This window comes from Halobellus inordinatus (genome assembly GCF_024464655.1).
In the GTDB taxonomy this organism is placed as follows: Archaea; Halobacteriota; Halobacteria; order Halobacteriales; family Haloferacaceae; genus Haloquadratum; species Haloquadratum inordinatus.
Map to the genome: position 1 here is coordinate 1 of NZ_JANHAV010000002.1, position 13236 is coordinate 13236.

Below are 13236 nucleotides of genomic sequence, written 5' to 3' on the forward strand. Positions count from 1 at the left end.
GGGAGATCACCATATATCATTGCGTGGTCCGTTCGTGGTTCAGTGGACACCAGACAGGTGTCACCGAACCATCAAGGCTAACATCAGATCCCATCTGTACGGCGGACCGCAGGGGTGGAATCCTCATCTCTTGCGGACATAAGCGTACGTTGGACGAAGCCATAAAGGCTCCGATCCGTCTCGCTGCCGGCCGAAGCCGGCGTGTCCGAGTGGGCGCGGGGTTGAACCGCACCCAGTCGCGGTGTGTCGTTCGCATTCATCCGAAACGGACTTGCACACTTAAGCCCGTCGTATCGTCCTCGGCTCGCGTTCGAGCCGAAGACCAAACGGGGGCGTGCAAATCCGATCCGTCGTAGATCCCGTCCGGGGTGACCCGGGCGGGCTTCCGCGTATTTCTACGAATGCCGGGTAAATATAAAAGGCCGTCGAACCGTCCCCGCCTCGTTATGCGATTTCACACCGAACCAGGTAATGAATATTCGGACAGCCGGGGTCGCAATAGCTCACCGTCGTAGATGGAATGACCGGCCGCCGGGACCGTCGTAGATGGAATGACCGGCCGCCGGTGACAGTGGTACGCGCGCTACGTGCACGCGGAGAGATACACGAGAATACGAGTGAGACGTATAGCGCGGTCGGAGGCCGACACGTCATCCCACGCGTCGCGCGTGCGGTCGGGTCGGATGATAACCGCGCGCGAGAGACTCACCACGGGACGGACAAAGCGATGTCGGATAGCAAAAAATGGACCAGGAGACGAGAGAGCGAGGAGTGGACGCGAAAGAGAGGACGGACCGGCCCATCACGGAGTGCCGAAGGACGGTTCCAACGGCCCGGAAGCGGACATCGCGCGAGCGCGACGCGCGGTAGTTACTTTTCGATGTGTTCGATGCCCTGTTTCGAGACGTTGCCTCGCGTGACTGTCGAGACCTCGTTCTGTTTCATCCACCCTGGCTTGTCGTTCGGCGCGGTGTCGTGCCACGCCCACGCGTGATAGACGTGTACCCGATCGGTGCCCCGTTCGAGCAGTCGGATTTCGGTGGGGTGCTCTTTCGCCTCGTCTTCGGATTCGTAGGACTCGTATCCCTCGAGGCGACGGGCTGCCTTGAGTGCCGCCTGCCGCGGCATCCGGCCGGTGAACTGTTTGGTCTTCTCGCCGTCTTCGAGCATTACGAAATTCCGTTTACCGTCCTCGCGTACCATCGCTGTGTACCTCTATGTCAAGGAAGCGCATAGTCTGGCATAAATATATCGGCAAAAATCGACTGCAGCGGCGGGGTCAAGGGGTAGTTGGCGACGTCAGCGTCCGGGCGATCGTCGTTCGTGCCGGTGACAGACGGACGATTACGGCGGCAACCGCGTCTTCAACGGGTCGAGCGCGCGTACGAGCGAAAAACCGTCGTCAGACGCGCGCCGGCGCCTCCATTTGGAGTAATTGAAGCAAGGCGTAAACAACACTTATGTATATCCTGCAGCGAACCAACGCCTAGACAGCTCCGATGGTTCGGAAAAAGAAGCTCAGCCCGAGTGGCGCGAAAGACGAACACGGCGAGTACCACAACGTCCACGTGAACCTCCACGAAGACGAACTCGCCGTGGCCGGGATGGAGATCGGCGACGAGGTGTTCGTTCGCGTCCGAGACGGCAAGATCATCATTCAGAAGGCCGACCCCGACGCGGTCGAGCACGACTTCTGAACGCGCGATGAGCCGAGGCACCGACCGGTCGACACGAAAGTGCCGACGAGACGGCAACGCGCGACACGTGAGAAGATCGTGATACGCTCGGCGTACCGCGCTCTCAGGCCGGCCCTCTTCTCGCTCCCCGCGGAGACCGCACACCGTGCAGTACACCGCGGACTCGCGACAGTCCAACACACGCCAGTCGAGACGCTCCTCCGGGACCGACTCGTCGTCGACGACGACCGGCTCGCAGTCGACGCCTTCGGGCAGTCCTTCGCGAACCCGATCGGCGTCGCGGCGGGCTTCGACAAGAACGCCGAACTGCCGTCAGTGCTCGGTGCGCTCGGCTTCGGCCACGTGGAGGTCGGCGGCGTCACTGCGCGCGCACAGCCGGGCAACCCACGCCCGCGAATGTTCCGTCTCGTCGAAGACCGGGCCATCATCAACCGGATGGGTCTCAACAACGAGGGCGCAGACGCCGTCGGCGAGCGCCTGCGGACGAGCCCCGATCCCGGGATCCCCGTAGGCGTCAACGTCGCGCTCTCGGAGGTGACAGACGCCGCAGACGCGCCGGAAGATTACCGCTACACCTACGAGCAGGTCGCCGACGTGGCCGACTACCTCGCGGTCAACGTCTCCTGTCCGAACAGCGAGGGGATGCGCGAGCTACAGAACCGCGACTCACTGGAGGCGATCCTCGGCGGGCTCGTCGACGCCGGCGCGTCGCCACTGCTCGTGAAGCTCTCGCCCGACCTGCCGGGGCCGGCGATCGAAGACGCGCTCGCGGTCGTCGACGACTTCGACCTCGACGGCGTCATCGCGACCAACACGACGACCGACCGACCGACAGGGCTCCACAGCCCGAAGCGCGCCGAGAGAGGCGGACTCTCGGGCGCGCCGATCGAGCACCGAGCGACCGAGATGGTCCGCTTCGTCGCCGAACGGACGGACGTTCCCGTCGTGGGCGTCGGTGGCGTCTCCGACGCCGCGGGCGCGTACGCGAAGATCCGTGCGGGCGCGAGCCTCGTCCAACTGTACACCGGACTCGTCTACGAGGGACCGACGCTCGCACGCGACATCAACGAGGGACTGCTCACGTTACTCGAACGTGACGGCTTCGACAGCGTCGAGGACGCGGTCGGCGCAGATCTCTGATAGGGATTATCGTCACTGTTCGGAGATTCTCGCCGTACCGTCCGGCGAGACATCTATGGAGACTTACGATAATCCCTATGAGAAGGAACCGAAAAGCGACGGCGGGCCGCGGCGTTAGGCTTCTTCGTGGACGATCACGATCGCATCGCCCGCCTCGACCATCTCACCCTCGCCGAGATACTGCCGCTCTTCTTCGATCTCGAACATCTCGGGCTCCAGTTCGACGCCCGCGACGTGGAGTTCGCCGTCGACGGTCTCGTACTCGCCCGCTTCGATCGCGTCGTCGATCGCTGAGACCTGACTCCCGAACTCGGGGCCGACAAGCGAGTAGTCGAGGTCGACGCCCGTGACGACCGACTCGACCGCCGGACGCTCATCGAGCGTCTCTAACTCCTCGACGTGCATCACGCTGGAGATGTCGGCCTCGAAGCCGGAGACGTCGCCCCAGACTTCGACGCGGTCGATTTCGGCGTTCATCGACAGTTTCGCGTCGCTCTTGTACTTCCGGAGCGCGCCGACGACTTCCATCGCCGTCTCGCCGGCCTCGAAGTCGGCGTCGACACCGAGCGGTTCGGGCCAGCCGCTGTGGTGCACGCTCTCGCCGTCGTCGTACATATCGTGCCACAGCTCCTCGGTCGCGTGCGCGAGGATCGGCGAGAAAAGCTTCAGGAAGCGTCGGTGCGCGACTTCGAGGGTGTACGCCGCGGAGGCGTCCCCGCCCTCGCGGACGCGCTGCTTTGCGATCTCCAGGTAGTCGCCACAGAACGTGTGCCAGAAGAAGCCGCGGAGGCCGTCGCGGGCCTTCGAGAACTCCCGGCTCTCGAACCGGCCGGTCAGCCGCTCGATCTCGCGGTCCAGCGAGGCGAGCAGCCAGCGATCGAGTTGGGTGAGATCCTCGTGGTCGAACTCCGCGGGCGCGTCCTCGGTGAGGCTCTCGACGAGTTTCGAGGCGTTCCAGAGCTTCCGGAGCAGTTTCTCGCCGGCGCGGAGGCCCTTCTCGGAGTACGGCAGGTCGTCGCCGACGGCCGATCCGGCGGCCCAGTAGCGCGCGGCGTCGACGGGGAACTTCGAGACGACCTCGTCGGGCGCGACGACGTTGCCCTTCGACTTCGACATCTTCTCGCGGTTCTCGTCGAGGACCATCCCGTTGATCATCACGCTGTCGAACGGCACCTCGCCGGTGTGTTCGTAGCACTTGACGACGGTGTGGAAGAGCCAAAACGAGATGATGTCGTGGCCCTGCGGGCGGAGGTCGAACTGGTAGAGTTCGGGGTTCTCGAAGGTGAACTCCTCTCGTTCCACGTCCCAGTCCCAGCCGGCGTTGATCAGCGGCGTGAGCGACGACGTCGCCCACGTGTCGAAGACGTCGTCCTCGGGGACGAACTCGTCGTGACCGCACTCCGGACAGGCGTCGACCGGCGGCTCGTCGCTGAGCGGGTCGACCGGCAGGTTCTCTTTCTCGGCTAACACGACGTGTTCGCACGCCTCGCAGTACCAGACCGGGAACGGGATGCCCGAGGAACGCTGCCGGGAGATCGACCAGTCCCACTGGAGTCCCTCGATCCAGTTTTTGTACCTGGTGAACATCTTCTCGGGGTACCAGTCCATCTCTCGGCCCGCTTCGAGGTACTCGTCGGTCTTATCGAGCAATTCGACGTACCACTGATCTTTGACGAGGAACTCGACGCTCGTCCCGCAGCGCTCGTGGACGTTCACCGTGTGGGTGATCGCCCGGCGGTCGAGGAGCGCGCCGTCCTCCTCGAGGTCGTCGACAATCTCCTCGCGCGCCTCTTCGGAGGAGAGCCCGGCGTACTCGCCCGCGACGTCGGTCAGCGTGCCCGACTCGTCGATGGCGAGCCGGAGATCCAGATCGTGCGCCTGGTACCACTCGATGTCGGTCTGGTCGCCGAACGTACAGCACATCACGATCCCCGAGCCGGTCTCTAAGTCGACCCGCTCGTCTTCGAGGATCGGCACTTCCTGATCGAACAGCGGCACGCGCGCTTCCTCGCCGACGAGGTACTGGTTCTCGTCGTCGTCGGGGTGGACGAAGACCGCGACGCAGGCCGGCAGGAGTTCGGGACGCGTCGTCGAGATGGTGAACGTCTCGTCGGCGTCGATCGAGTCGCTCTCGACGACCTCGAAGGCGATGTCGTGGAAGTGACTCGGCTGTTCGTCGTCTTCGGTCTCGACCTGCGAGATCGCCGTCTCACACTCGGGACACCAGATCGCCGGCGCGCGCTGGCGGTACTCGCGACCCTGCTCGTAGAGGTCGATAAACGAGAGCTGAGAGATCCGCTGGGTCTTCGGCGAGATCGTCTGGTAGGTCTGGTTCCAGTCGATAGAGATGCCGAGGCTCTGCATCTTCTCGGTGAACTCGGCCTCGTACTGCTCACAGACCTCCTGGGTCATCCGCTGGAACTCGCGGCGCTCGTAGTCCTGGTGGCGGACGCCGAGTTCGTCTTCGGCGAGTCGCTCGGAGGCGATGCCGTTGTCGTCGTAGCCGAACGGGAAGTAGACGTCCTTGCCGCGCATCCGGTTGAACCGAGCGACGAAGTCCTGCAGCGTGAAGCCGTAGACGTGGCCCCAGTGCAGACTCCCGGATACCGTCGGCGGCGGCGAGTCGATAGAGAAGGCGGTGTCGGGGTTCTCTACGTCACCCTCGTACGCGTAGGTCTCGTCGTCGACCCACCTGTCTTGCCACTTCGCCTCGACGGTGTCCGGGTCGTATTCTCCGCTCGGCATTATCGGGCGAAAATACCGGCGGGAGGGCTGTTAAGTTACTCGATTACGCGGACGCGAGCGCCGACAGATCGAACTCGAAGGCCGCGACCGGGAGTTCCAGGTCGTGTTCGACCAGAACCGAGGGGTGGAGTTCGCCCACGACGCCGACCGCGTCGCCGTCGATCACGACGGACGCGGCGCGGCCGTCGATGAACGAGGGGTGCTCGGTCGGCGGCGTCTCCAGGTCGACGTCGAAGTCGCCGCAGATCGCCTGCAGCCGGGCCTTCGCGTCCTCGTAGGTCGCGTCGTGGCGCGCGAGCACGCCAGCGACGTGTCGCCGCTCGCGGACGCGCGTGTTGACGTCGTCGTCGCGCTCGGCCACGAGGCCGACTTCCGCGAGGTCCTGCGGGTACGCGCGGTGCGTGTTGTTCTCTAAGACCATCACGAGCGAGGGCAGCGCCCACTGACGGAGGATCGTGTAGTCCTCGCTGTAAGGTTCGGTGATCTCGACGGGGTCGCCGCCGCCGAGGTAGTCGGCTCCGGGCTCGACGTTCATCCGGTCGTACGTCTCGTCCTCGCTGGACATATGGAAGTTCAGGAGGTCCTCGAAGCCGAGGCCGGTCAGGGCGTTCCGGGTGGCGGCTTCGAGCCGGGAGCGCTCGTGGCGACCGCCGACGGTCCCGATGTCGGGATAGCGCGGTTCGAGTTCGTCGAAGCCGTACGCGCGGCCGACGTCGTCGACCAGATCGAGCGGGTGGAGCACGTCAGTTCGGTACGGCGGGATCGACACCTCATAGACCGTCTCGGCGTCTGCGGCCTCGTCGGAAGCGTCCGCGTCGTCCGCGACGACCGCGTCGAGTCCGGAGCGCTCGAACAGGTCGATCACCTCTGCCGTCTCGAATTCGACGCCGAGCATCGTCTCGATCCGGTCGTGCGTGACAGACTTCGTGTCGACCTCGAAGTCCGGGCGGACGAGCGTGCGGTCGGCGTACTCGATCTCGACGTCTTCGATCGTCGCACCGCGGGCCGACAGCGCGTAGCAGATGATGTTGCACATCCGATCGATCGTCCACTGATCGGTGCCGGTGAGTTCGACCAGCAGCTCCCGGGAGTCCGTCGACACCTCGGTCCGGCGGCCGTTGATGACCGGCGGGAACGAGAACAGGCCGAGTTCGTCGTAGATCGCGGGATAGCGATCGTAGTCGGCGATGAGATCCGCGTACGTCTCGCCTGTCGGGTGTTCTTCGAGGACCGCCGCGGGCGTCATCTCGCGGTCGCTATCGAGCGGGACGAAGGTGTCGCCCTCGGGGTCGATGCCGGTGTAGGTGATCGAGTTGCCGCCGCTCTCCTCTGAGAGCACCTCGCCTTTGATCATCGTCAGGTCGTGGATCCCGATCGCGCCCTTCGCGCGCTTGCGACCCATCGTGGCGTGGAGTTTCTCCTGCAACTGGATCAGCGAATCTAACCCCGCTTCGTCGAGGTCGACGCCGCGGATGATCGCGCCCGTGACGTACGGCCGCTCGTCGGGGACGTCCTCGTCGACGACGAACGTGTAGTCCGCGTCGTTCGTGTCGGGCACGCGGACCCCGCGGTCGTCGCCGTACTGGTATCGCAGCGAGCGGGCGACGCCCTCGACGGAGAGCCGATCGAGGCGGTCGGGACCGAACTCGAACTGCAGGAGTCCGTCCTCGGTCTCGCCCTCGAACTCCAAGCCGAGGCCGAACAGGTCGGATTTGAGGTCTTCGTCGCCCTTCTCCTCGTGGCCGGTCAGTTCCCGAAGTTCGTCGGGATCGATGTCGACGACAGGCATCAGTAGGTCACCTCCGCGTCGCGGAGGAATTCAAGATCTGCGAGCGTGCCGTGCAGGTCGCGGATGTCTTCGGCGCCGGTGGTCAGCATCGCGAGGCGTTCGAGGGCGAGCCCCCACGCCATCACGTCGTGTTCGACGCCGAGCGGTTCGAGCACCTCGTCGCGGAACATCCCCGAGTTCCCGATCTCGATGAGCTCGCCGGTCGTCGGGTGCCGGCCGAACAGCTCGAAGGAGGGCTCGGTGTAGGGGTTGTAGTGCGGTTTGAACTGCACGTCGGTGATGCCGAACTGCTCGTAGAACTCGACGAACGTCCCCATCAGATCCCTGACCGAGAGGTTCTCGGCCATCACCCAGCCCTCGATCTGGAAGAACTCGAGCAGGTGAGTCGCATCGAGGGTGTCGTTGCGGTACACCTTCTCGACGGAGAAGTACCGCTGGGGCGGTTCGAGTTCGCCCACTTCGGTCCCGGAGAGATAGCGCATCGACAGCGACGTGGTGTGTCCGCGCAGCGCGATGGCGCGCGCGAAGTCCTCGGACCACGGCGAGTGGTAGCCGTCGCCGTCCTCGCCGACGCCCTCGCGGTGGGCGTGTTCGACGCGGTCGACGAGGTCCTCTGGGATATCGGCGATCGGGGGGACGTCGAGCGCGAAGCGGTCCCAGTGGGTCCGTGCGGGGTGGTCCTGCGGCATAAACAGACAGTCGTTGATCCAGAAGTCGGCGTCGGCGTGGGGGCCGTCCATCTCCTGGAAGCCCATCCCGACGAGGACGTCTTTCACGCGCTCGGCCGTCTGTCGGAGCACGTGCGTCTTGCCGCCGCGGACCTCGGGCGCGTCGGCCTCGACGTTGTACTCGGTGAACTCGACGTCTTGCCACTCGCCGGAGGTGAGCATCTCGGGCGTGAGACGGTCGACCGCCTCGGTCGCTTCGACGCCTTCCATCAGCGCCGTGACGCCCGCATCCGTGAGCGTGGCCGTCCGGACGGTCCGCTCGTGGCGTTCGAGGAGGTTCCGCGAGACCAACTGATCGAGGACGTCGTCGTCGTCGACGTCGGCGAGGGCCGCGTCGGAGTCGTCTTCGTCGTCGACGGCAGCGAGCGCGGCGAGTGCGGCCGCTTCGGGGTCGTCCTCGGCGTCGGCGTCGCCGTCGGCCGAGAGTTCGCCGCTCTCGATGGAGCCGTAGCCCTTGCGGCCGAAGTTGGCGAGGGCGATGTCGACTTCCGGGCCGTCGAGGTCGGCCGCGCCGATGGTCCGACCCATCTGTACCGGGTCGTCGTCGGCGCCGGCTTCGATCGCGGCGCGGTACAGGCGCACTTCGGGGAGGCCGGCGTCGATGTACTCGCGGCCCTCCGCGGTCAGTTCGTACTCGACCGTCTCGCGCTCGGTGACGTCGAGGAGCCCGTCGTCACGGAGTTCGAAGACGGCTTGCGTCGCCGTCTCGGGCTTCAGTCCCGCCTCGTCGGCGAGTCGTTCGATCGGCGTCTCGTCTGTCGCGCTCGCGGCGTTCAACACCGCGACCTGTGGTTCGGGAAGTTTCATTCTGTGTTCGATGTGGATGATCGGGGCCGCAGGTCGGTCGTTGTCGCGTCTACCGACCGGCCGCCAGTTAGCAGTTCCGAAGACCGCAGACGCTCGCGCGTCTGCACCGGACCGATTCGAGCGGTTTCGCCGCCGTCGCGAGCGCCGTCGGTGCCGGCGCGTGGGTCGGCGGGTCCGCCGCTCTCAGGCGGGCCGGAAGAAGAAGACGGACCCGTCGCTGTCGATCGATTCCACGTCGACACTGCGTTCGGGACTGCAGGGTCCGTATCGCATACCCGAACTCACTCTATCGGCGATCAAAACGATTGCGGATTCGTGCGAATAGGTGCCACGGCAGGGTGTGGCGGCGGCGACAGCATCCTTATCTCCCGAGGCGGCGAAAAGGGAGATATGCCCGAAGAAGTCCTCTTCAAATCCGAAAGCGCACAGGGCCGAGAGTCGATCGCAACGTACCTACGCGACGTCGCCGACAAACTCGATGCTGGAGACGCGATCACGCTGACAGCCGGCGGTCAGTCTGTGACACTCGAACCACCGGCGAAGCCGACGTTCGAGGTGAAAGCCGAGCGCGAAGGCCCCACAGAGGGGCCGGGCGAACTGAGCATCGAGTTCGAGATCGAGTGGGACGAAGGTGCGAGCGGCGAGGACGGCGAGGACGGCGACTTGACGATCGAGTAGAACGAGCGCCCCGAACTCACTCGTCGCCGGGGGCGACGCCGCGGCGTGACGACGTCAGGGAGATGTCGAGGTCGTCGAGGAGGTCCTCGACTTCCTCACGCTTCTCCTGGTGGTCTTCGAGGAACTCGCGCATCAGTTCCGCAGCCTGTTCCTTACAGCCGCCGCAGAGGCGCTCTCCGCCGACGCACTCGTCGTAGACCTCCTTCGCGAACTCGTCGTCGTCGCCCGCGAGCAGATAGGCGTACAGTTCGTAGACGGGACACTCGTCGGCCTTGCCGCCGAGTTCGCGCTGTTTCTCTGCGGTCTCGCGACCGCCGGTCGTCGCCGCCTTCACCTTGTCGTAGCCCTCCTCGGGGTCGTCGAGGAGAGAGATGTGCGACGCCGGGATCGACGAGGACATCTTCCCGCCCGTGAGCCCGGTCATAAAGCGGTGGTAGATCGACGAGGGCGGGACGAAGCCGTAGCCGCCGTGGTCGAGTTCGATCTCGCGCGCGAGTTCTTCGGCGTCGGCGACGTCGAGGTCGAAGGCGTCGACGTGCTCCTCGTACCGCCGTTTCTCGCCGTCGATCGCTTCGATCAGTCCCTCGAACGCCGCCTCCGTCGCGTTGGCGTCGAGGAAGCGGACGCGGGGACGGAGCGGCTCCATCCCGGCGTTGTTCAGTTTTTCCACTGCTGACTCGCGGACGTCGTCGCCGACGACGACACCGAGGTCGTCGAGGTCCGCGTGGGCAGCGAGCCACGCGCCTGCCTCCTCGCAGCGGGGGCGGTCGGGCTCTTCGGCGTACTGCTCGCGTTCGTCGTAGACGGCCGCCACGAGCGCCCGCTCGGCGTCGGTGAGCTCGAAGCTCGCGTACGCCTCGGTCACCTTGAAGAAGCGCATCCGCGCCGCGAGATCGCGGGCGAATCGGACGTGCGGGTCCTGGTCGGGGCCGACTGGGATGACGGTCGGCTTCGGCTCCTCTAACTGCGGATAGAGGATGTCGGCCATCTGCGTGACGACCGACTGCATATGCGAGACGTTGGTCTCGCCGTCGAAGCCGTAGATGCCCTGGAACTCCGAGAAGTTCGCCTTCGAGCCGAGTTCGAAGGCGAGATCCTGCAGCTCGCGGTTGTCGGACTGCCGGTAGAGTTCACCCTCCTCGGGGTCGAAGCCGAGCGCGAGCAGGCTCAGGAGGTAATCGCGCGCGTGCTCGTCGATCTCCGACCAGGTCATCCCGCGGGCGGCGTGTGCCTCCAGGTCGGCGATCAGGCCGTAGGCGTCTGCGCCCTGCTGTTGGTGCCAGATGATCTCGTCGAAGACGAGCTTGTGGCCGATGTGGGGGTCGCCAGTCGGCATAAAGCCCGAGAGCACGGCCGCGTCCTCGCCCTCGCGGAGCGCGCGGGCGACGGGCTCGTAGTCGCGGTGCCCGAAGATGACGCCCCGCCGCATCAGATAGTGGGGGTTCGGCACCTCGGGGAGCACGTCGTCGAACTCCCCGATGCCGAACTCCTCGAAGAGCTTTCGGTAGTCGGAGACGGCCGAAGAGCCCCACGGATCGAGCGCGACGTCGTCTGCGCCGGCCGCGGCGTCGTCGGTGCCGCCGTCCGTCAGTCGCTTTTCGTCCTCCCGCGCGCTCTCATCAGGGGCGCGGTCGTCACTGTCGCGGGCGTCGTGGTCTCGTGTCATGGGGTGAGTCGGGCTACCGAGAGCCAGTCTATCTCGCCGTTGGCCGCGGTGAGCGCAAAAACCATTCGCTTCCGGACCCCGCCGGCGAGTCTGACGTCGAGCGAGAGGTCCCGCGGGTAGAAGGTGTGGTCGGGCGCGACGACGCGCACGAGGTCCGTCGAGTGACTCAGCGAGTCGACGTCGGTGAACTCCTCGTAGACGCGGAAGTCCGCGCCGAACTTGAAGCCGCTCTTGGGGACGACGCCGCGGTCCCGCAGGGCGGCGTACGCGCGCAGGCGGCGGTCGAACCGCTCGCCCTCGACGTCGCGGCCGAGGTCGACGACGGCCGCGGGGTCGACGTCGACGACGCCGCGCTGGGCGAGATACGCGCCCTCGACGAGCGACAGTTGGAGCGGCCCCGAGTCGGCGTTCCGGCCGAACAGCCGCTGACCGTAGAAGTTCCCCTCGTAGAGGTCCTCGGCGGTCGCATAGCAGACCACGCGGTCGTCGAGCAGATCGGCGTCGACGGCTGCGGGGAGTCCAGTATCGGAAGTGTCGGCACCCTCTCCACTGCCGGCGCCGGACCCGTCTGGGGCCTCCGCTGCTCCCTCGCCGATCGTCGGAGCGGCGTCGGTCTCGAAGTACGTCAGTTCGCCGTCCTCGTCGACGACCGCGAGGACGACGCCCCCGAGCGACGCTGCGCGGACCGCTTCGCGCTCGCCCGCGACGCGGATCCGGTAGGCGACCGCGTCGTCCCACGGCCCCTTGCCGCGCGGATAGACGACGAAATCGACGTCGCTATCGGCGGCCGCGACGTCCGCGTCGACGCCCGGCCACGCCTCGCAGGTGGGCGAGAGATAGAAGCCGCGGTCCCGCAGGTCCTTGTAGACCGCAAAGCGCAGCGTCGCGCCCGTCCGAACGAGGAACTCGCGGAACCCCAGCCGGTCGCCGTCGCGCTCGGACTCGTCGACGACGGCGTCGAGGTCGCCCCGCGAGAGGAGGTGCGCCGCCTCGACGGGCGCCAGTTCGATACGGTTGCGGTCGAGCGGGCGACCGTACCCGCGGGCGTCGTAGAACCGCTGTCTGGCGTCGCCGCCGACGCGAACCACGCCGTCGACCAGTGTCCCATCCATACACGCATCGGCGGTCGGCGACGACAAAGGGGCTGCGATCATCGGGTGCTGGAGTGGGGTTTCGAAACGAGCACACGGCGGCGTATCACGCCTCGAACGCGTCGCACGTCGCGTCCAGACAGCGCCGACCGCGCGCGGTCTCGAAGACCGGCAGCCCGCAGTCGCACTCGTCGACGACGACCCCGGCCGGAATAGCGAAGGCGGTATCGCAGTCGGGGTAGGCGTCACACCCGGCGAGGAGGCGACCGCCGCGGCGGATGATCCGAAGGTCCGACCCGCAGTCCGGACACGTCCACTCCCGGTCGAACCGCTCGCGGACGGCGTCGTCCAGCGACTCACAGGAACGGTCGAGGCAGATCTCGAAGACCTCGCCCGCCTCCGCGCGGATCTTCGGGAGGCCGCACGCGTCGCACGTCTCCTGGAGGACGGTCGCGCCGGCGGGCAGCGGATAGCGGAGGTCGGAGTCGAGACCGACGACGTCGCCGCTAGTGCGGACGAGCGGCTCGCCCGTGTCGGGGTGCGATCCGACGGGGACGCCGGCCTCGGTAACGGGATACTCGGCCTCCCCCGAGCGCTCGTGGGCGACGACGCGGAGGACCTGCTCGCCGGCGCGCGCGACGAGGCCGAAGCCGCCGGCGTCGGTCTCGACGGTCAGCGAGTCGGGGCGCGTCAGCCACGCCACGGGCTGGTAGCCGTCGGCGTCGTGGACGAGAACTGTTCGGTCGGGCTTGACGACGATGACGACGCGGCCGCGTTGCGTGCGGGCGCGAGCACCCTCGAAGGTCGTCGTACAGTCGCCGGCGAAGACGCGAATCGTCTCGGACATACGACGGGCGTGGTCCCGTCATCGGTGATAGACCCTCCCACGAAGGTC

General features: G+C 66.3%; 10 protein-coding genes. 3 read left to right on the top strand and 7 right to left on the bottom strand.

Going from position 1 to position 13236, the window contains the following annotated elements; all coding sequences use genetic code 11:
* Positions 1-870 precede the first annotated feature (870 nt).
* Positions 871-1203 carry a non-histone chromosomal MC1 family protein gene (locus NO347_RS04260; RefSeq protein ID WP_256288426.1) on the bottom strand — a complete coding sequence of 111 codons (333 nt, stop codon included), beginning with the start codon at positions 1201-1203 and terminating at the stop codon, positions 871-873.
* Between the two features lie 296 nt (positions 1204-1499).
* On the opposite strand from NO347_RS04260, the gene NO347_RS04265 reads away from it, so the two are divergent.
* Both NO347_RS04265 and NO347_RS04270 read left to right on the top strand, forming a co-directional pair.
* Positions 1500-1697 (top strand): hypothetical protein, encoded by a 198-nt coding sequence (locus tag NO347_RS04265; protein WP_121560175.1) that lies wholly within the window; start codon positions 1500-1502, stop codon positions 1695-1697.
* Between the two features lie 81 nt (positions 1698-1778).
* Positions 1779-2837: a quinone-dependent dihydroorotate dehydrogenase gene (locus NO347_RS04270; protein ID WP_256288895.1), complete on the top strand. Its 1059-nt coding sequence runs from the start codon at positions 1779-1781 to the stop codon at positions 2835-2837.
* 114 nt (positions 2838-2951) lie between these two features.
* Here the strand turns inward: NO347_RS04270 and NO347_RS04275 are convergent, their stop codons facing one another.
* The 3 genes from NO347_RS04275 to pheS are packed head-to-tail and all read right to left on the bottom strand — an operon-like array spanning position 2952 to position 8906.
* Complete coding sequence (locus tag NO347_RS04275; protein WP_256288427.1) at positions 2952-5582, bottom strand: valine--tRNA ligase; 2631 nt, start codon at positions 5580-5582, stop codon at positions 2952-2954.
* A gap of 43 nt (positions 5583-5625) precedes the next feature.
* Positions 5626-7371 (bottom strand): phenylalanine--tRNA ligase subunit beta, encoded by a 1746-nt coding sequence (gene pheT / locus NO347_RS04280; protein ID WP_256288428.1) that lies wholly within the window; start codon positions 7369-7371, stop codon positions 5626-5628.
* On the bottom strand, positions 7371-8906 hold the full coding sequence (pheS, locus tag NO347_RS04285) for a phenylalanine--tRNA ligase subunit alpha (RefSeq protein WP_256288429.1): 1536 nt from the start codon (positions 8904-8906) through the stop codon (positions 7371-7373). The genes pheT and pheS overlap by 1 nt, the downstream gene beginning before the upstream one ends.
* 390 nt (positions 8907-9296) lie before the next feature.
* On the opposite strand from pheS, the gene NO347_RS04290 reads away from it, so the two are divergent.
* Entirely contained in the window at positions 9297-9584 is a 288-nt protein-coding gene (locus NO347_RS04290) for an amphi-Trp domain-containing protein (protein ID WP_256288430.1), read from the top strand.
* Positions 9585-9600: 16 nt separating this feature from the next.
* Here NO347_RS04290 and NO347_RS04295 read toward each other — a convergent pair whose 3' ends face one another.
* From NO347_RS04295 to NO347_RS04305, 3 genes are all read right to left on the bottom strand, one after another.
* Positions 9601-11250, bottom strand: a complete 1650-nt coding sequence (locus tag NO347_RS04295) for a tryptophan--tRNA ligase (RefSeq protein WP_256288431.1) — start codon at positions 11248-11250, stop codon at positions 9601-9603.
* Positions 11247-12362, bottom strand: a complete 1116-nt coding sequence (gene endA / locus NO347_RS04300) for a tRNA-intron lyase (RefSeq protein ID WP_256288432.1) — start codon at positions 12360-12362, stop codon at positions 11247-11249. The genes NO347_RS04295 and endA overlap by 4 nt, the downstream gene beginning before the upstream one ends.
* Positions 12363-12447: 85 nt before the next feature.
* On the bottom strand, positions 12448-13188 hold the full coding sequence (locus tag NO347_RS04305; protein ID WP_256288433.1) for a PDDEXK family nuclease: 741 nt from the start codon (positions 13186-13188) through the stop codon (positions 12448-12450).
* Positions 13189-13236 lie beyond the last annotated feature (48 nt).